This window comes from Castellaniella sp. MT123, from assembly GCF_039614765.1.
Taxonomy (GTDB): domain Bacteria; phylum Pseudomonadota; class Gammaproteobacteria; order Burkholderiales; family Burkholderiaceae_B; genus Castellaniella.
This window is the reverse complement of record NZ_CP154879.1, coordinates 2,320,105-2,338,803: the sequence shown is the minus strand read 5'-3', so window position 1 is coordinate 2,338,803 and position 18,699 is coordinate 2,320,105. Positions and strand designations below refer to the sequence as shown.

The 18,699-nt window shown below is 61.4% G+C and carries 20 protein-coding genes and 1 riboswitch; of the genes, 11 read left to right on the top strand and 9 right to left on the bottom strand.

The features are described from left to right. The first annotated feature begins 67 nt into the window (after positions 1-67). The 6 genes from ABCV34_RS10995 to ABCV34_RS10970 are packed head-to-tail and all read left to right on the top strand — an operon-like array spanning position 68 to position 6,282. Positions 68-1,108 (top strand): ABC transporter permease, encoded by a 1,041-nt coding sequence (locus ABCV34_RS10995; protein ID WP_345796266.1) that lies wholly within the window; start codon positions 68-70, stop codon positions 1,106-1,108. Continuing rightward, the gene (locus ABCV34_RS10990; RefSeq protein ID WP_345796265.1) at positions 1,105-1,947 is read left to right on the top strand and encodes an ABC transporter permease; all 843 of its coding nucleotides are present in this window, start codon (positions 1,105-1,107) and stop codon (positions 1,945-1,947) included. Before ABCV34_RS10995 ends, ABCV34_RS10990 begins: the two co-directional genes overlap by 4 nt. Next, positions 1,944-3,611 carry an ABC transporter ATP-binding protein gene (locus ABCV34_RS10985; protein ID WP_345796264.1) on the top strand — a complete coding sequence of 556 codons (1,668 nt, stop codon included), beginning with the start codon at positions 1,944-1,946 and terminating at the stop codon, positions 3,609-3,611. The genes ABCV34_RS10990 and ABCV34_RS10985 overlap by 4 nt, the downstream gene beginning before the upstream one ends. A gap of 2 nt (positions 3,612-3,613) precedes the next feature. Beyond that, positions 3,614-4,555 carry an NAD(P)-dependent oxidoreductase gene (locus ABCV34_RS10980; protein WP_345796263.1) on the top strand — a complete coding sequence of 314 codons (942 nt, stop codon included), beginning with the start codon at positions 3,614-3,616 and terminating at the stop codon, positions 4,553-4,555. Positions 4,556-4,603: 48 nt separating this feature from the next. Beyond that, positions 4,604-5,509, top strand: coding sequence for an allantoinase PuuE (locus ABCV34_RS10975; RefSeq protein ID WP_345796262.1), 906 nt, complete (start codon positions 4,604-4,606; stop codon positions 5,507-5,509). Continuing rightward, on the top strand, positions 5,509-6,282 hold the full coding sequence (locus ABCV34_RS10970; protein ID WP_345796261.1) for an SDR family oxidoreductase: 774 nt from the start codon (positions 5,509-5,511) through the stop codon (positions 6,280-6,282). The genes ABCV34_RS10975 and ABCV34_RS10970 overlap by 1 nt, the downstream gene beginning before the upstream one ends. 65 nt (positions 6,283-6,347) lie before the next feature. Here the strand turns inward: ABCV34_RS10970 and ABCV34_RS10965 are convergent, their stop codons facing one another. Beyond that, positions 6,348-7,049: a GntR family transcriptional regulator gene (locus ABCV34_RS10965; protein ID WP_345796260.1), complete on the bottom strand. Its 702-nt coding sequence runs from the start codon at positions 7,047-7,049 to the stop codon at positions 6,348-6,350. 156 nt (positions 7,050-7,205) lie between these two features. Further along, positions 7,206-8,483, bottom strand: coding sequence for an IS256 family transposase (locus ABCV34_RS10960; protein WP_345798665.1), 1,278 nt, complete (start codon positions 8,481-8,483; stop codon positions 7,206-7,208). Between the two features lie 411 nt (positions 8,484-8,894). Here ABCV34_RS10960 and ABCV34_RS10955 point away from each other — a divergent pair, with 411 nt between their 5' ends. Then, entirely contained in the window at positions 8,895-9,164 is a 270-nt protein-coding gene (locus ABCV34_RS10955; protein WP_345796259.1) for a hypothetical protein, read from the top strand. Positions 9,165-9,179: 15 nt separating this feature from the next. Here the strand turns inward: ABCV34_RS10955 and queC are convergent, their stop codons facing one another. The 5 genes from queC to ABCV34_RS10930 form a co-directional block, all read right to left on the bottom strand. Next, positions 9,180-9,890, bottom strand: coding sequence for a 7-cyano-7-deazaguanine synthase QueC (gene queC, locus ABCV34_RS10950; RefSeq protein WP_345796258.1), 711 nt, complete (start codon positions 9,888-9,890; stop codon positions 9,180-9,182). After that, the gene (locus ABCV34_RS10945; protein WP_345796257.1) at positions 9,887-10,558 is read right to left on the bottom strand and encodes a 7-cyano-7-deazaguanine/7-aminomethyl-7-deazaguanine transporter; all 672 of its coding nucleotides are present in this window, start codon (positions 10,556-10,558) and stop codon (positions 9,887-9,889) included. Before ABCV34_RS10945 ends, queC begins: the two co-directional genes overlap by 4 nt. Positions 10,559-10,661: 103 nt before the next feature. Further along, on the bottom strand, positions 10,662-11,240 hold the full coding sequence (locus ABCV34_RS10940) for a TIGR00730 family Rossman fold protein (RefSeq protein ID WP_345796256.1): 579 nt from the start codon (positions 11,238-11,240) through the stop codon (positions 10,662-10,664). Positions 11,241-11,248: 8 nt separating this feature from the next. Beyond that, a complete protein-coding gene (gshA, locus tag ABCV34_RS10935; protein ID WP_345798767.1) occupies positions 11,249-12,811 on the bottom strand; it encodes a glutamate--cysteine ligase in 1,563 nt (520 codons plus the stop codon). A 41-nt stretch (positions 12,812-12,852) separates the two neighbouring features. Next, the gene (locus ABCV34_RS10930; RefSeq protein WP_345796255.1) at positions 12,853-13,080 is read right to left on the bottom strand and encodes a helix-turn-helix domain-containing protein; all 228 of its coding nucleotides are present in this window, start codon (positions 13,078-13,080) and stop codon (positions 12,853-12,855) included. 202 nt (positions 13,081-13,282) lie between these two features. Next, positions 13,283-13,361: riboswitch (SAM riboswitch) on the top strand. On the opposite strand from ABCV34_RS10930, the gene ABCV34_RS10925 reads away from it, so the two are divergent. The 4 genes from ABCV34_RS10925 (at position 13,351) to ABCV34_RS10910 (ending at position 17,524) form a co-directional block, all read left to right on the top strand. After that, the gene (locus ABCV34_RS10925; protein ID WP_345796254.1) at positions 13,351-14,595 is read left to right on the top strand and encodes a homoserine O-acetyltransferase; all 1,245 of its coding nucleotides are present in this window, start codon (positions 13,351-13,353) and stop codon (positions 14,593-14,595) included. Its footprint overlaps the riboswitch before it by 11 nt. Beyond that, positions 14,592-15,251 carry a methionine biosynthesis protein MetW gene (metW, locus tag ABCV34_RS10920; protein WP_345796253.1) on the top strand — a complete coding sequence of 220 codons (660 nt, stop codon included), beginning with the start codon at positions 14,592-14,594 and terminating at the stop codon, positions 15,249-15,251. The genes ABCV34_RS10925 and metW overlap by 4 nt, the downstream gene beginning before the upstream one ends. A 32-nt stretch (positions 15,252-15,283) precedes the next feature. Further along, on the top strand, positions 15,284-16,495 hold the full coding sequence (locus ABCV34_RS10915) for a muropeptide transporter (RefSeq protein ID WP_345798766.1): 1,212 nt from the start codon (positions 15,284-15,286) through the stop codon (positions 16,493-16,495). Between the two features lie 21 nt (positions 16,496-16,516). Next, entirely contained in the window at positions 16,517-17,524 is a 1,008-nt protein-coding gene (locus ABCV34_RS10910; protein WP_345798765.1) for a bile acid:sodium symporter family protein, read from the top strand. A gap of 84 nt (positions 17,525-17,608) precedes the next feature. Here ABCV34_RS10910 and ABCV34_RS10905 read toward each other — a convergent pair whose 3' ends face one another. Both ABCV34_RS10905 and ABCV34_RS10900 read right to left on the bottom strand, forming a co-directional pair. Then, positions 17,609-17,812 (bottom strand): hypothetical protein, encoded by a 204-nt coding sequence (locus ABCV34_RS10905; RefSeq protein WP_345796252.1) that lies wholly within the window; start codon positions 17,810-17,812, stop codon positions 17,609-17,611. Positions 17,813-17,905: 93 nt separating this feature from the next. Continuing rightward, positions 17,906-18,697: an exodeoxyribonuclease III gene (locus tag ABCV34_RS10900; protein ID WP_345796251.1), complete on the bottom strand. Its 792-nt coding sequence runs from the start codon at positions 18,695-18,697 to the stop codon at positions 17,906-17,908. Positions 18,698-18,699: the final 2 nt, after the last annotated feature.

The window sequence follows — 18,699 nt, the reverse complement described above, 5'->3', positions numbered from 1 at the left end:
TCCCAATGGCAGGGAGGGTCGTAAACGGCGCCTCCTTGCCTTGCAAGGCAAGAACAAGGAAAGTGCTATGAAGCAAAATCTGCCGTTGAGATCGCTGCCACGGCCGCTGCGGATCATTTTTGCAAGGTTCAGTATCCTGATACCGCAGATGTTTGGCGTGTTGCTGGCGACATTTTTGCTGATTCGCTTGCTGCCGGGTGACCCCGCACTACTCATGCTGGGCAATATGGCCACTCCGGAACAGATTGCGAACCTGCGGGAACGCCTGGGCCTGAATGGCAGCCTGTGGTCCCAGTTCACCAGCTATCTATCGACCGTGATCCACGGTGACCTGGGCACTTCAATGTTCACCGCAAATCCAGTTTTGGTGGACCTGCTCGACCGTGTGCCTGCGACCCTGGAACTGATCACTTATGCCATGTTGCTGACCATCCTCATCAGCATTTCCCTGGCGATCGTGTCCGTCGTGCGGCCCAAGGGCATCGTAAACCGTATCAGCAAGGTCTATGGCCTGGCTGCTGGTGCCGTGCCTGATTTCTGGGTCGGTCTGTTGCTGATCTATTTTCTTTTCTACGTCGCGGGCATTGCGCCGGCCCCGTTCGGGCGCCTGGATCCGATCATGTCGGCGCCCCCGGCCATCACCGGGTTCCTGACCATCGATACGCTACTCGCGGGGGATACCGATGCCTTCATGTCGGCCGTCGGTCGCCTATGTCTGCCGGTGCTGACGCTCGCCATCGTGAATGCTGGTGCCTTGATGAAAATGACCCAGATGGTCTTCGCCGACAACTATCGCAGCGAATACATCCGCCATGCGCGCGCCAGCGGCCTGTCCGAAAGGCAGCTCATCAAGAGCTCGTTGCGCAACAGCCTGCCGCCGATCATCACGATGGTGGGTTTCCTCTTCGGCTTCCTGCTGGGCGCAGCCGTCCTGGTCGAGACCATCTTTGCGTGGGGTGGCCTGGGACAGTATGCCGTTTCGGCCGTGATGAACAGTGACTACCCAGCACTGCAGGGCTTCGTGCTGGTGGCAGCAGCGTTCATTCTGATTGTTTATACCGTGGTGGACGTGCTCTACGGCATCGCGGACCCGAGGATCGAAGTATGAAAAAAATGTCCTTACGGCGCCGCCCGAACGGCAGGCTGACATTGACGATCGGCCTTGTACTACTGGCCGTACAGGCCCTGGCCATCGTGTTCGCACCCTGGATCGCTCCATACTCGCCGGTCGATGCGGATCCGCTCAATGCATTGAAAGAACCATCACTGCAACATCTGTTCGGCACTGATGTGTCGGGCATGGATATCTTTTCCCGCGTCATCTTCGCCACCCGCATCAACCTGCTGATCAGCGTCACGGCGGTTGCCATCGCTTTCGTCATCGGCGTGCCGATCGGCCTGGCCATTGGCTATTACAAAGGCTGGCTCAGTTCATTCGCGATGCGCATCTTCGACTTCATCCAGTCCTTTCCCGTGTTTGTGCTGGGTATGGTGCTGGTATCCGTCATGGGTCAGGAGATCTGGAACGTAGCCATCGTGCTGGCAGTGCTGTTCGCCCCGGTATTTGCACGGCTGATTCGTGCCGAAGTGCTGTCATTGCGCGACCGCCCGTTCATTGCTGCAGCACGCTGCAGTGGTGCGACCGATGGCGCCATCATGTTCCAGCATATCCTGCCCAATGCCCTGACGCCGGCTATTGTGCAGATATCCATCAGCATCGGTATGGCCATTCTGCTGACTGCTGGGCTTTCTTTCGTAGGCGCCGGGGTTCGGATGCCCACGCCCGAGTGGGGACTGATGGTTAGCAATGGGGCGCAGCAGATGATCCTCGGCGTGTGGTGGGTCTCGCTCTTTCCTGGCCTGGCCATCGTCTTTTCCGTACTGACCTTTGCGCTACTAGGGGATGCCGCGAAGCAGATGTTTGATCCCCAGGCGAGGAGCGCATGATGGCACAGTTGGCAGATGCATTGCTGGAAGTTCGAAATCTTTCCGTCGGATTTTCTTCAGATCAGTCGGCACCGCTCGCACTGAATAGCGTCAGCTTCACTTTGGGTCAAGGTGAAATCCTGGGTATTGTGGGTGAGACAGGCGCGGGCAAGTCGTTGCTTGCCCGCGCTATCATCGACATGCTGCCAGGTGACGGCCGGATTGTGGATGGCGATGTGCTGGTCAGAGGGCAATCAGTGGCCGGAATGACCGAGGCGCAGAAACGAGGGTTCCGCGGTGGCGAGGTTGCTCTGATCGGAACGAATGCGAAGTCCTTGCTGGATCCGGTCGTCAAGGTGGGCGAGCAGATTGCACGGGTATTGCGCACCCACCGCGGCATTGGAAAAAGGCAGGCCTGGCAGAATGCCATCGCGCTCTTCGAGCAGGTGGGGATCGTCAATCCGGAGCGGCGTGCGCACGCCTATCCGCACGAGTTATCTGGCGGGATGGCGCAGCGGGTCGTGATCGCCATGGCGCTGATCGCTCAGCCTAAGGTATTGCTCGCAGACGATGCGACGCTCGGGCTGGACGCCACGATCCAATTGCAGGTGCTGGACCTGCTTGTGCAGAAGGGCCGTGAGCTCGGTCTGGCCGTCGTGCTCATCACGCACGATCTGGGCATGGTCGCCGCGTATTGTGACCGCGTTGGCATTATGAAATCGGGAGAGCTGCTGGAGCTCGAAAGCGTACGCTCGTTTCTGACGGATGGGCCACGGCACCTCTACAGCCGAGAACTACTTGAGGCTGCGAAAGTGCGGCCCCTGCCCATGGTCCAGGATCCGGAGGCCGCTGGCGAGGCGGCCAGGCCACCGCTGCTCGAGGTCACCGATCTGGTCAAGACTTTCCATGTTGGTGGCACTGCCGATGTCGTGCGGGCCGTCGATCATGTGTCGCTCTCGATTCGTCGCGGCGAGACTCTGGCCCTGGTCGGCGAAAGCGGTTCGGGCAAAACGACCATGGGCCAGTGCCTGGTCCGCTTGCTGCAATCCGACTCCGGCTCAATCCGTTTTGATGGCCACGAAACATTGACGATGTCGGACAAGGAATTCCGGGCCGTCCGCCGGAGGATGCAGATGGTGTTTCAAGAACCTTACGTCGCCTTGAACCCGAGATGGCGCGTGCGGGAATTGGTGGCCGAGCCGCTGAAATTGGGTGAGCCTCTGTCGCGTGCCGCGCGCGAGGTCCGCGTGCTGGAATTGTTGGATCTGGTCGGCGTCGATAGGGCGAAGGCTAATCTTTATCCGCATGAACTGACGGCGGGCGAGCAGAAGCGCGTCGGGGTGGCGCGTGCTCTGGCCGTGAATCCGGACTTTGTGATCTTTGATGAACCCACGACGGCCCTGGATATTCGGGTGCGTGCACAGATCATCGACCTCGTGCGCGATCTGCAGAAACGTATGGGGCTTTCCGCGTTGTTCATCACGCATGACCTGAATTCCGTCCGTTCGCTTGCGCATTATGTGGCGGTGATGCGTCATGGCAAGCTGATCGAACAGGGCCCGACGGAGCAGATTTTCGAACATCCTCAGGACGCCTACACGCGCAAGCTCCTGGATGCCGAGCTTCCGATCGAGGCGCGCGAACTGACGCATTCCGAAATTATGGCGGTGGCCAAGGCGGTATGACGATGACTCAACAATCTACGAAACCTGTGCTGGTGACTGGAGCGGCAGGCCTGGTCGGTCGTACTCTGGTTCGCCGCCTTGTGGCGCAGGATCGTGCCTTCATCGCCGTGGATCGAGTGACTTCCATCATCGAAGACGGCATCGCCATCAATGGGTGCGACCTAGGCGATATCCATGGTCTGCACGCGTTGGCGCGCGACGGCATCGATTCGGTGATTCATTGCGGTGCGTTTTCGGGACCGATGGTTGCACGCGATACGCCGTATGCCATGGTGCAGATCAATATCGTGGGTACTGCTAACGTACTGGAGTTGGCGCGTGTGCATCAGGCCCGCCGTTTCGTCTACTGCTCGTCCACTAGCGCCTATGGTGTCACACAGTCGGGAGTTCCTATCGTAGAGGACAGTCTGTTGCGGCCGGGCAGTCTGTACGGCGCTAGCAAAGTGGCTTCCGAATACATCACGACAGCATATGCGGAGCAGTACGGCCTGTCGGCTGTAAATATCCGCTTGTCGTGGGTGTACGGGCCCGGTCGGACCACGGACTGTGTGATCAGGGCCATGATCGAGGATGCGCAGGCCAAGCGGCCGACGAGAATGTCGTTCGGTCAAGATTTCCCTCGGCAATTCATTCATGTCGATGATGCGGCGGACGGCCTGCTGAGGGCGCTGGATGCGGTGGCGCTACCAAGGACGACCTATAACGTCACGGGCAATGGGCGTGTGACCCTCGGCGAGCTGGCGGCATTGGTCCGACGAGTGTTCCCCGAGGCCGATATCGAGCTGCAGAACGGTCCGGACCCTATGGACGAATTTCAGGGGCAATTCAGCATCCAGGCGGCCCAACGGGATTTTGGCTACGAACCCCGCGTTCCGCTCGAGCTGGGTATCCGGGCATATGCCGCGTGGATCGAGTCACGTGCAAGGCAGGCGGCTGGGGCCTGATACCCAGGTCCAGGCGCAATTTTCCCCATTCATGGAGGTCTCTCAAACATGGATCATCTGCAACGCGATTTTGTGGGCTATGGCCGCAACCCTCCGGATCCGAAGTGGCCGGGTGGCGCGCGTCTGGCTCTGAACTTCGTGCTCAATTATGAGGAAGGCTCCGAGCCCTCCTTCCAGGACGGCGAGGGTATGACTGAGACCTGGTTCACCGAAAGCCATGGCCTGGCTGGTGTGGCCGGGCGTGATCTGGCGGCGGAAGGGCTGTTCGAATACGGCAGTCGCGTGGGGTTCTGGCGGGTGATGCGTCTGCTGCAGGAGCGTTCGCTGCCTGCGACGATCTTCGGTTGCGCGCTGGCACTTGAGCGTAATCCTGAAGCCTGCGATTTCATCAGGGAATCAGGCTTCGACGTCTGTTCGCATGGATGGCGCTGGATTCAGCACTATCAATTGTCCGAGGATGAGGAACGGGAGCACATCCACCATGCCGTTGCTTCACTGGAGAAGATAGTCGGCCATCGTCCTCAAGGCTGGTACTGTCGGTATTCGCCGAGCGTCAATACGCGTCGGCTACTGGTGGAAGAGGGTGGTTTCCTGTACGACTCGGACTACTACGGCGAGGAACTGCCGTTCTGGACGCGCGTCGAGGGCAAGCCGCATCTGGTGGTGCCATATTCGCTGACCAACAACGATGGGCAATACGCTGCGGGTGTGAGCACGTCCGAGCAGTGGTTCGGCTTTCTCAAAGATGCCTTTGACATGCTCTATAAGGAAGGCCGTCAGCATCCCAAGATGATGTCCGTGGGTCTGCACATGCGGCTCGTGGGCCATCCGGCGCGGGCTGCGGCACTCGAGCGATTCTTAGACTATGTCGCCCAGTTTCCTGATGTGTGGATCACCCGACGGCTCGACATTGCCAAGCATTGGCAGCAGGTTCACCCCGCACCGACGAATTAATGGACGAAATCATGCACAAAACATTTGATCTGACTGGCCGCAAGGCGCTGATTACTGGCGGCAGTCGAGGCATCGGCGGCGCCATTGCCGAGCTGTTCCTGGAGCATGGCGCTGAAGTCGCGATCTGCCATTTCGGGGATGCCGTGAATGCCGATGCGCTGCGGGACAGGATGGCAGCAAGAGGGCTCATCCTGCACGCCACGGAATGTGATGTGTCGTCGCCTGCGGCGGTGAAGGACTTTGCGGCATGGGCCACTCAGAAATTGGGCCGGGTGGACATTGTCGTGAATTCGGCGGGCGTCGGTGGTGGAGATCGTGCTTTCGAATTGACGGACGACAGCGATTGGGACCGCACAGTGGGTGTGAACCTGCGCGGCACGATGCTGGTCAGCCGCGCATTCTTCGCACCCATGGTGGCGCGCAAGTGGGGGCGCATCATCAACATCGCATCCCAACTGGCTTATAAGGGCGCGCCCGGACTGGCTCACTATTGTGCAGCCAAAGCGGGCGTCATCGGCTTCACTCGTGCCTTGGCCTACGAAGGAGCGCCGCACCACGTGATGATAAACAGCATCGCGCCGGGGCCGGTGGACACGGAATTGCTGCGTAATCATAGCGAGGAATGGCTGCAGGTCAAGAAGGCTCAACTGCCTGTGGGACGGTTCGGACACGTCGACGAGATTGCTCCGACCGCGTTGCTTCTCGCGTCTGGCGCTGGCGCCTTCTATGCCGGGCAGACTCTGTCGCCCAATGGCGGTGACGTCATGCTGTGATGGCATGACATTGTGACGGAGCTGCCTTCGAACAGGGTTGTTCGAAGGCAGCTCGAGACCTGGATTCAGGTGAAAATGTCGGCTAGGTCCACTTCCTTGAGCGACACATCGAGATTGACGCTGCCTTCGATATGATCCAGATGCTCGCTCATCAGTGTCGAGGCCAGGGCTTCGTTGCCTTCGATCAGCGCCTCGACGATCATCGAGTGCTCGTCTTCCCGGCAACTGTGCGCGGTGGGCGCGTCGTAGACGAGGATAATCAAGCAGGTCAGTGTCGTCAGTTCACGCAGGCTTCTCGAAAGCGCTACGTTGCCGGCGAGATCCGCGCATAGATTATGGAACTCTCCTGAGAGCCTGATGACCGCGCGCTTGTCGTCGTTCTTCCGAGCCTGGCGCTCTTGAGCGATGTGCTCCCGAAGCGCGGCCGCCTGCTTAGCTGCCATATTGGATGCCAGGCGGCGCATTATGGCCGGCTCGATGATCCTTCTCGCTTCGAAGATGTCGCGTGCCTGCTCGACCGTGGGTTTCGCAATGAACGCGCCTTTGTTTGGGATCAGTTCCACGATGTGTTCATAAGCGAGCCGCGCCAGAACTTCCCGGATGCGCGCGCGGCTAACCTTGAAGATCTCGGCCATGCGTTCTTCGGCCAGCTTGGTACCTGGAACGAGGCGATGCTCTAGGATGGCAACATAGATTTTTTCGTAGATGTCTTCATTGCCCTCGCGGTTCCGGGGGCTGCTGGGGAGAGCGGTATTGGATGGCGACATGTTATCGGGATGGAAGAACCATATGGCGCAGAGAATTTCCCGGCGGACCACGGTATTTTAAAGCTTTATATGCAATTGAAGAATTCCGTGTTGACAAATATTGTTTGAATATTCGGGAGTGTCAGATTTTTTGTGGGCGGGGCGATTTGACATTGGTTAATCCCTGGCCTCAGTGAACCGTTCACCGAACAGAATGGCGAACTGGTTCATCGCCGCCTTCCAAGTGTGAACGGATCGGGATGGCTTGGCCAGGATGTTTCTGAGCGCCAGCCACAGCAGCTTCACAGCCGCCTCATCGCTGGGGAACTGGCCCCGGTTCTTGATAATTTTACGCAGCTGCCGGTTCATGTTCTCGATGGCGTTGGTGGTGTAGATCACTCGCCGGATATCGGGCGGGAAGATGAAGAACGGCACCACATGCTCCCAAGCCCGTTCCCAGGCGGCCACAATGGTCGGGTAGCGGGTACCCCAGGGGCCATCGGCGAAGGCCTGCAGGGCCTCTCGGGCCTGCTGTTCGTTGGCGGCGGTATAGATGGGCTTGAGCGCGGCAGCGACCAATTTACGGTCCTTCCAGCCCGCGTAATCCAAGCTGTTGCGCATCAGGTGCACGATGCAGGTCTGCACCGTCGTCTTCGGGAAGACCGCGTTAATGGCCTCGGGCAGGCCCTTTAAGCCATCCACCACGGCGATCAGGATGTCCTGGCAGCCTCGGTTTTTCAGTTCATTGAAGACCTTGAGCCAGAATTTTGAGCCCTCGGTTTGTTCGATCCACAGCCCCAGCACGTCGCGTTCCCCGTTGGCGTCGATGCCCAGGGCCAGGTAGACGGCCTTGTTGACCACCAAACCATCAGTGCGGATCTTCACCCGCAGTGCGTCAAATAAGACGACCGGGTACATGCGCTCCAAGGGGCGGTTCTGCCAGGCGACGGTCTCGGCCATCACCTCGTTGGTCACCTCGCTGATGAGCTCGGGCGAAACGTTCGTGCCATAGGTCTCGGCGAGAAAAGCCTGGATCTCGCGCACGCTCATGCCACGGGCATACAGGGCAATGATGCGCTCATCGAACCCGGCGAAATGGCGTTCATGCTTGGGGATGAGCACCGGCTCGAAGCTGCCGTCGCGGTCTCGGGGCAGCTGTACCTGCACCGAACCGTGCTTGGTCAGCAGCGTCTTGGTGCTCACGCCGTTGCGCTCATCGGTCTGCGCGGCGGGCTTGTCCTCACCGGGGCGGTAGCCCAGGTGCACGTTCATCTCCGCACCCATGGCCCGCTCGATGACCGCGCGGCCGAAGGCATCGATCAGGTCCTCGACCTCCATGGCTGACATCGGGCCTTCGACCAGGCCGTCCAGTAGGTGCTCAGGCAGCTTGGGCAGCCGCGCCTCGCGGGCGGCCGCCTGCGCCGCGATGGATGGTTTCTTGTGTTTCACGGGCATATCCATGATCGTTTTCTCTCATGTTATGCCTCGCCCACAAAATTCCGGACACTCTCGAATATTCGCCATGTACTGTCAACAATTTCGGTTGGTGGCTTTTCGATAGCAGTTCGTCCCTTCCATTCCGCCGCTCTCATCTGCCTGGCCGCGGGCTCCAGCGTCGTCTCGAACTGATCCACGTATTTCTCGAATGAGATCGAATTTGCCAACTCGCTCGCGATCTGCTCGGCAATAGTTAACATTTGTTCCGCAAACACGAAGGTCGCGCGTTTTTGCAATACTTTGAAATCGCAGATCCTTGTCGTTCAGGTTTCCACTGTCCATTTGGGCCACAATGGGCTATCGCGATTTACGAAGGGATGACCGATGAAAAGGATCATATCTGTCGCCGCCCTGACTCTCGGAATGTTGATGGCTGGACCCGCCGCCCAGGCAGGGGGCGTAGACCTCAGCATTGGTATCGGGATTCCGGGTGTCGTGTTTGGTGGGCCGCCCGTCTACTATTACCCACCACCGCCGCCACCGCGTGTCGTCGTGGTGCCCGAGCCCGTTTATGTGCCACCCTCGCCGTACTATTACTATGACGAGCACGCCTATAAACATGCCAGGAAACACTGGAAAAAACAGCAGGAAAGAGCCTGGAAGGGATACAGGCGCGCCTACGGCAACGAAGATGATTGACGCCGGGGGTGCCTTTTACCGTGCCCGCCACTGCTGATAGCCCTGCGCGCGCAGGACGCAGGCGGGGCAGTGGCCGCAGCCGTAGCCCCACGCATGCAGTTCGTCGCGCTGGTTCAGGTAGCAGGTATGCGTTTCTGTGCGTACCAGTTCCACCAGAGCCGTTCCCCCCGTTTCCCGCGCCAGTTCCCAGGTATCGGCTTTGTCCAGCCACATGAGCGGAGTTTCTATGACCAACGGGCGGTCCACGCCCAGGCTGAGCGCGACCTGCAATGCCTTCAAGGTATTGTCGCGGCAGTCCGGATAGCCAGAATAGTCGGTCTGCGACATGCCGCCCACCAGGACATCCAGCCCGCGCCGATAGGCCAGGGCCGCAGCCAGCGTAAAGAACAGCAAATTGCGGCCCGGCACGAACGTATTGGGCAGGCCGTCCGCTTGCAGTGCAATGGCCATATCGTCCGTCATGGCTGAAGCCCCCAGTTGCCCCAGAACCCCCGCATCCAGCAGATGGTCGGGACCGAGACGGGACGCCCAATCGGCATGAAAGGTCGCCATGCGGTCGCGCAATGTGGCCCGGCAGGCCAGTTCCGCCTGATGGCGCTGGCCGTATTGGAAGCCCACCGTCTCCACGTGACCGAATCGCGATAGCGCCCAGGCCAGGCAAGTGGTGGAATCTTGGCCGCCGGAGAACAGGACAAGGGCGCGGCCGGTTCTTTGGCCTGCGATCATGCCGGTGATGCCGACATGGCGGTGCGCCGGCCCAGTATCCGCAAAATGGCATTCAGGGCGATGCCGTACAGGGGCACGAACAGCAGCAGGCTGACGGTCAGTTTGATTGCGTAGTCCACCAGGGCGATCTCCACCCAGTGTGCCGCCATGAATGGATTGCTGCTGTGCCAGAACGCGACCGCGAAGAAGACCAGGGTGTCCAGCGCCTGCCCTAATATCGCGGAAGCGGCGGGCGCGACCCACCAGGGCAGGCGGCTGCGCCGGATGCGATCGAAGACCTGCACGTCCAGCAACTGGCCCAGGACGTAGGCGGCAAAGCTGGCGGATGCAATGCGGAACACGAAGGCATCGAACGCCCCGAGCGCGCCCAGTCCGCTGAACCGGCCGTCATGGAACAGGACCGACACGACATAGGATGCGATCAGCGCAGGGACCATCACGCGGGAAATCACGCGGCGGGCGGCTGCCTTGCCGACCAGGCGTACGGTCAGATCGGTGGCCAGGAAGATGAACGGGAAGCTGAATGCGCCCCAGGTGCTGTGAAAGCCCAGCAGTTCAATGGGCAGCTGCACCAGATAGTTGCTGGCGATGATGATGGCAATGTGAAAGGCGACCAGCAGCGCCAGCGAGCTGGAAGTCCGCAACAGCGGAACAGGAGCGGTTGTCATGAGGGACCTTTTTGGTGGATGGGGTGAGGGAACCCATGGATCGATTGCGAGGGGGATTATAAATCGGTCCCGCAACAAGTGGCTGTCAGGCCAGGCGCGCGCCTTACAGCCATTTCGGCACGTCTGTCGCCTGGAAGGTGCGCAGTTTTTCGATCAGAGCTTCCGGATCGGTATCCACCGAGATCGCGGCTCTGTGGGCGGGTGGCAGAAATTTCGTCTGAACCATGCTGTCCAGAAAGGCCAGGAAGGGGGAAAAGAACGCCGCGATGTTCAGCAGACCCAGCGGCTTGTCGATCTCGCCGAGCTGGTTTCTGGACCAGACAACCATCGTTTCCTCGAGGGTGCCGATGCCGCCGGGCAAGGAGATGAAGGCGTCCGCGAGTTCCATCATGCGCGCCTTGCGGATGGACAGTGTGGGGACGACTTCCTGTCGGGTCAGGCCGGGATGGACGTGGCCGAGGGCATGCAGTCTTTCGGTGATCACGCCATGCGCTTCGCCGCCATGGGCAAGGACGCTGTCGGCCACCGCCTTCATCAGGCCTTTGTTCGTTCCGCCGTAGACCAGGATCAGGCCCTGCCGGGCGAGCGCGCGGCCCAGGCCATCCGCGCCACGCGCATAGTCATCCGTCGCGCCGGGATTGGAGCCGCAGAAAACAGCAACGGTGTGCAAGGTTCTGGTCATGGATGGCCTCATTTCAGCGCCGCATGAAACCGTGTCACATAATCCTCGAAGCTTTCCTTGTCGGATGCTTCGAGGGCGGCCTGTTCGGCGATGGAGTCGCGCGCAGCCTGGTCGTACGCGGCCAGGGTGCCGGCGGGCAGGCCGCGCTCGCGCAAGGCCTTCCAGTGGGCCTGGCTTTGTGCCAGGGTCCAGTCATGGAATTCCTGCCCGCTGTCGCGCAGTTCGGCCAGCAGACGGGCGGAGGGTGTGTTGTCCGGATCCTGTACCTTGCCGTGCTGTTGCGCCAGGGCCGCCGTGTGCCGGTGATCGTCGGTATGGGTGTCCAGCAGTTCCGCGTAAGGGGCGATGCGATCCAGGACCTGCCGCGCCCAGTCGCGCAGTTCGATCGGCTGCCCGTCCTGTTGCAGCACCAGGCCGGGACGACGGCCCTCGCGCGCCACCAGGGCGAAATTCGCCTGGCTTTCCTGGCAGGTGCCGGGGGGTGGAAACAGCGGGCTGTCCTCGAGGGCGCAGAACAGCAGGAAAGCATCCAGGAACCGGCTGGTTTCGATCCTGATGCCGGCCGGGGCCCAGGGGTCGATGTCCATACAGCGGACTTCGATGTACTGGATGCCGCGCTGGCGCAGGATCGTGTTGGGGCGCTCGCAGCGCCCGGCCGTCTGTTTGGGCCGGATTGTGGCGTAGTACTCGTTCTCGATCTGCAGGATGTTGGTGTTCAGCTGGATGCGTTTGCCGTCGCGGTGGGTGCCGATCGCTTCGTAGGCAGGCCAGGGCGTGGTGACCGCGGTATGGATGCGCGCCGTGAACGTGTCCAGGTCGTTGTAGCAAAGATGCAGATCGGACTGGGTCGGGTTTTTGTAGCCCAGATCGCTCATGCGCAGGCTGGTGGCCCAGGGCAGGCAATAGGTGTCGGGGCTCAGCCGTGTCAGCTGGTCCTCGAGGCCGACATGCTGCAGAAAGCTGCGGGAGACGGCCGGCGAGGAGCCAAACAGATACATCAGCAGCCATGAATGGCGGATGAAATTGCGGATCAGCGCCATGTAGCCGGTGTTGCGCCGTTCTTTCGAGGATTCGCCGGATGCCAGGCCGTCCCATGCGGCTTCGGGCAGGGAGAAGTTGTAATGCACGCCGGCGATGCATTGCATGACCTTGCCGTAGCGCCAGGCCAGGCCCAGGCGATAGACGTGTTTGAGCATGCCCGTGTTCGACGTGCCATACCAGGCGACCGGGATCTCCGCCTCGGGGGGCAGGTGCGCTGGCATGGACTGGTTCCAGATGGCCTCGCCCGGGTTGCGCAGCGAGACAAAGGTATGGATGTCCGTGAGTTCCTGGATCAGGGCGGCCGGGGTGCTGATCGGGCTGGTGATGAGTTCCAGCAACGATTCGGAATAATCCGTGGTGATGTGCCCGTTGGTCAGGGCCGACCCCAGTGCGATGGGGTGGGGGGTATCGACCAGCGCGCCGGTCGCATCGACTCGCAGACCCTCTTTTTCGATGCCGCGCAGGATGTTGCGCAACAGGTCGGGATGGCTCGCCAGGTAGGCGCGCCGCTCGGAGGCCAGGCTCATGATAATGGGTACCGGGTTGGTCTGAATAGACCGATTTTAGCTGCTCATACCCGGTGCCCGCTGGCGACGCCGGTGAGGTCCAGCAAATCGCGCTGGATCGCCGTGGTGATGGCCGCCTGGCGGGTGCGGACCCCCAGCTTGTCGCACAGGTTGGCAATGTGGAAATTCGCGGTGCGTTCCGTAATGCCCAGGATCCGGCCCATCTCCCAGCTGGTCTTGCCCTGGGCGGCCCAATACAGGCAGTCGTGCTCGCGAGCGGTCAGTTTTGTCATGTTCTTCCCCGGTGAGGCTTTGTTATTGGCTACTGCGCGCATACGTCAGCAAATGTATCACAAGGTGTAAAAATGAATGGCGCCTTCGCGGGACGATTTTGTCCGGATGGATGACCTGGCTCAAAGGACGGTGAAGGCGGATGACCCGGGAGCGGCGAACCAAAAGCAGGTCATCGGGCACGAGGCGAGGTGCTAGAATGATTCTCGACTTGGCGCCGATTTGCTTGATCCGCTTGCGGGCGCCCCATAAATCCAGCTAAAGAGGTCCTGATGACCGCCATTGCCATTTCGCCTGACTCCGCCGCGGCCCATGCCGACCCGGCGCATCCACCGGTGCCTACCGGCAGCGTCGGATATGTCTCCCCCCGGTTTCTGTCGTTCGATGAACCCCTGACGCTTTCCAGCGGGCAGGTGATTTCGTCCTATACGCTGGCGGTGGAAACCTATGGGACACTCAATGCGCAGCGCAGCAATGCGGTGCTCGTGTGCCATGCGCTGAATGCGTCGCACCACGTCGCCGGCATGGACGCCGAACATCCGGACCAGATCGGCTGGTGGGACAACATGGTGGGGCCTGGCAAAGCCGTCGATACCGACCGGTTTTTCGTGATCGGCATCAACAATCTGGGGTCGTGTTTCGGTTCCACCGGGCCGACCTCGATCAATCCCGACACCGGTAAACCCTGGGGCGCGGCCTTTCCCTTGCTGACCGTCGAGGACTGGGTACGGGCGCAGGCGCGAGTGGCCGACCATTTTGGTATCGAACGGCTGGCGGCAGTGATGGGCGGGTCCCTGGGCGGCATGCAGGCGCTCAGCTGGGCGATCACCTGCCCGGAGCGGGTCGGCGACTGCATCGTCGTGGCCAGCACGGCTCGTCTGACCGCGCAGAACATCGCATTCAACGAGGTCGCGCGCCGGGCCATCCTGACCGATCCGGATTTCCGCGATGGGGACTACTATGCCCATGGCGTCGTCCCCACCCACGGTCTTTCGGTGGCGCGCATGGTGGGCCACATTACCTATCAGTCCGACGAGGTCATGGCCGCCAAATTCGGGCGCGCTCAACAGGCTCCCGGGCCCGATGGCGATTATCACTACAACTACGACGTTGAATTCGAGGTCGAGTCCTATCTGCGCCACCAGGGCGAAAAATTTTCCCGCTATTTCGATGCCAATACCTATCTGCTGCTGACCCGCGCCCTAGACTATTTCGATCCGGCGCGCGCGCATGGCGGGGATCTGGCCCAGGCGCTATCCCCGGCGCAGGCGCGCTTCCTGCTGGTGTCGTTCTCGACCGACTGGCGCTTCGCGCCGGAACATTCCCGCGAAATCGTCCGGGCGCTGTTGAAGAACCAGCGCGAGGTCACCTACGCCGAGATCGATGCGCCTCACGGCCATGACGCGTTCCTGCTGGGCGATGTGCGCTATCACGCGATCGTGCAGGGGTATTACGACCAGATCGCACGGCGCCTGGACCTGGGCGAACGCAGCCGGACGACGGGGGTGCTGGCATGAATCAGGCTGCTGTGAGCGATACCCGTCCCCAGCCCGGATCGGGCGATCCCGCGGAGGTCACCCCGCGCATCGACCTGCTGCGCATCGCCCAATGGATCGAGCCCGGCAGCCGGGTGCTGGACCTGGGCTGCGCCGAGGGGCATCTGCTGTCCTATCTGCAGCGTACGCGTCAGGTGCGCGGTGCCGGCGTCGAGCTGGACGATGACCGGGTGATCGCGGCCGTGCGTCGCGGGGTGAGGGTCATCCAGCAGAACCTGGAAGAAGGCCTGGCGCTGTTCGACGATCAGCAGTTCGACACGGTCGTGCTGTCGCAGACGCTGCAGTCCATGCACCACACGGAACACATCCTGCGGGAAATGGCCCGGGTTGCGCGCTATGGCATCGTATCGTTCCCCAATTTCGGCTATTGGCCGCATGGCTGGTCGATCCTGCGCGGGCGCATGCCGGTCAATGACCAGATGCCGTACCAATGGTACAACACGCCCAATATCCATCTCTGTACGCTGCGGGACTTCCAGTCGCTGGCGGCGCAGCTGGGCCTGCGCATCACCCATCTGGCCACCTTCCGGGGGGATGCCGAGATTCACTGGTTGCGGGGGTGGCGCAGCATGCTGGCGGTCTATCGTTTCCAGTCGCCTATGGGTCGGCGCACATGACCGATGGCTGGCGCGTCTATGGCGGGCGACGCGTGTCGCCTCTGCTGGTGCTGGGGTTTGCCAGCGGTCTGCCGCTGGCGCTGACCTCGGGTACCTTACAGGCCTGGGCAACCGTCGAACAGGTCTCGCTGCAGAGCATCGGCTTTCTGACCCTGGCCGGCACGGCCTATACCCTGAAGTTCCTTTGGGCGCCGCTGGTGGACCGGTTCGCGCCTCCCTGGCTGGGCCGAAGGCGCGGCTGGATGCTGCTGACGCAATGGTTGCTGGCTGCCTCGATCGCCGCCATGGGCCTGTTTTCGCCGGGGTCGCAGCTGCAGTCGCTGGCGCTGCTGGCGGTCTGGGTGGCCTTCCTCTCGTCCACGCAGGATATCGCCTTCGACGCCTACAGCACGGACGTGCTGCGTCACGAGGAGCGTGCCGCCGGTGCTGCCCTGAAGGTCATGGGATACCGGCTGGCCATGGTGGTGTCGGGTGGTCTGGCGCTGATTCTGGCGGATCAATGGCTCGGTTGGGGAAACATGTATTTCCTGATGGGCGGCCTGATGATGCTGGCGTCGCTTGCGACCTTGTGGGCACCGGAACCCGAACACGTCGCGCAGGCTCCGCGCAGCCTCGAGCATGCCGTGGTCGAGCCGCTGCGGGAATTCTTCAGCCGGCCAGGCGCCTGGACCATCCTGCTGCTGATTGTGCTCTACAAGCTGGGCGATGCCTTCGCGGGCGCGCTGTCCACGACCTTCCTCATCCGGGGGGCCGGGTTCGACGTGACCGAGGTCGGTATGGTCAACAAGGTCTTCGGCCTGGTCGCAACGATCATCGGTGCGCTGGCGGGCGGCGGCCTGATGACGCGCCTGGGCTTGTATCGGTCATTGATGGCGTTTGGCGTGCTGCAGGCGGTTTCCAATCTGGGCTACTGGATGCTGGCGGTGACCCCGCCGCACCTGTACGGGATGGCGCTGGTGGTAGCCGTTGAAAATCTCTGCGGCGGCCTGGGGACGGCGGCGTTCGTCGCGCTGCTGATGGCGCTGTGCCGCCAGCAGTTTTCCGCGACCCAGTTCGCCCTGCTGTCGGCTTTGTCGGCGGTGGGCCGCACGTACCTGGCCGGCCCTCTGACACCCGTGCTCGTCGACCGTTTCGACTGGCCGGTTTTTTTCATGCTGACTGTGCTGATCGCGCTGCCCGGCCTGGTTTTGCTGTGGGCGAAACGCAGCCTGATCCGCGGCCTGGATGTGGATCAGGCTGCCTGACCTGAGGTCTGTCCCTTCATGATGTCGAAATTGCATTTGCTGCTGGATCGATTCACGCTGATCCTGATTGCCGTCGTCACAGCCGCGACGGTGTTGCCGGCCCACGGGCAGGGTGCGGTGTTTTTCGAAAGACTGACGGCGGCGGCCATCGCGCTGCTGTTCTTTCTGCACGGTGCCAAACTCTCGCGCGAGGCCATCATTGCCGGGGCTACCCACTGGCGGCTTCATGGGTTGATTTTCATCTGGACCTTCGTGCTCTTTCCGATCCTGGGGTGGCTGGCGCGGCCCCTGCTGGTGCCCCTGCTGGGCGAACCGCTGTATATCGGGGTGATGTATCTGTGCGTGCTGCCTGGCACGGTGCAGTCGGCGATCGCGTTCACGTCGATTGCGCGGGGCAATGTGCCTGCAGCGGTGTGCGCGGCGTCGGCCTCCAGCATCATCGGCATTGTCCTCACGCCCTTGCTGCTTCAGCTGTTGTTGCGGACGGACACGTCCGCGCTGGACAGCCACTCGCTGCTGCAGTCGATCCTGCGCATCGGCGAGCAGATCTTCCTGCCCTTCGTGGCGGGGCACCTGTTGCGCCCGGTCATCGGCCGCTGGATGGATGGCCATCGCAAACTGGTGACCAGCGTCGACCAGAGTTCGATCCTGCTGGTGGTCTACACGGCGTTCAGCGAATCGGTGATCGCCGGCCTCTGGCATCAGGTGGATTCCATATCCCTGGTGCTGCTGGTGGTCACCTGTTGCGTGTTGCTGGCGATCGTCCTGGTGCTGAACACCTGGTCCACCCGGCGATTGGGCTTCAATCGCGCCGACGAAATCACCATCGTCTTCTGTGGTTCGAAAAAGAGCATGGCCACCGGGGTGCCCATGGCGGGCGTGCTGTTCAGCGCTGGAGCGATCGGGCCGGTGCTGCTGCCGCTGATGATTTTCCATCAGATCCAGCTGATGGTCTGCGCGGTGTTGGCGCAGAACTATCGGCGCAACGCGCCGGCCGAACAACACGAACGGCGGCAATTAGTCGCCTGATGCAAAAAACCCTGTGTGCATCGCAAACAGGGTTTTTTACAGTCTGTCGGTGGCGCCCTGGTGGTAGGGCGCAGATCGGGCTTTTCAGGCCGTGACGTGCAGTTGCGTGCCCACCATCCCGCTGGAGGCCAGTTGCGGTGCGCTGGGCACCGAATTGATCAGGCTCATGACGGTATTGGACTGGTTGTCCAGGACCTTGCGCAGCAGCACGTTCTGGTTGTCTTGCAGCTGGGCGTAGTTTTGCAGGCCGGTCGCGGCGCCCACCAGGCTCTCAACGGAACTCGACATCAAGGTCTCCTGTTCAGGAATTCGGTTTCGACGGGTATGACAATTGCAACCGATTATAAGGCAATCCATGCGCCTGGAGCATGGATTGCCGGATCAATTTCGCGCGTAGTCGATGGTCAATGGCGCGTGGTCGCTGAACCGCTCGTCCTTGTAGACGGTCGCGGTTTGCGCCTGCGCGGCGATTCCCGGGGTCGCGACGTGATAGTCGATGCGCCACCCGACGTTCTTCGCCCAGGCTTGGCCCCGGTTGCTCCACCACGTGTAGGCTTCGCCGGTCGTATCGGGATGCAGGCGTCGATAGACGTCGACCCAGCCGTGCTGGCCAAACAATGCTGTCATCCAGGCGCGTTCTTCCGGCAGGAAGCCGCTGTTCTTCAGGTTGCCCTTCCAGTTTTTCAGGTCGATCTCGTGGTGGGCGATGTTCCAGTCGCCGCAGATGACGAATTCCCGGCCGGTGTCGCGATGTTCCCGCATCAGGCCTTCGAGCCAGGTTTCGTAGAGGTCCAGGAACCGGTATTTGGCCGTCTGGCGTTCGTCGCCGCTGGATCCGGAGGGCAGATAGGCGCTGATGACGCTCAGTCCAGGCCAGTCGGCGCGCAGGATGCGGCCTTCGGCGTCGAATTCGGGAGACCCCATGCCGATCGTGATGGCGTCGGCGGGCTGGCGCAGATAGAGGCCGACGCCGCTGTAGCCTTTCTTTTCCGCGTGGTGGAAGTGCCCGGTGTAGCCATCCGGGTGACGCATTTCGTCGGTCAGATCCGTATCCTGGATCTTGATTTCCTGCAGGCAGACGATGTCGGAATTCTGGTTCTTCAGCCAGTCCGCCAGCCCTTTGCGAAAGGCCGCGCGGATGCCGTTGACGTTCAGTGTGGTGATGCGTAGCACGA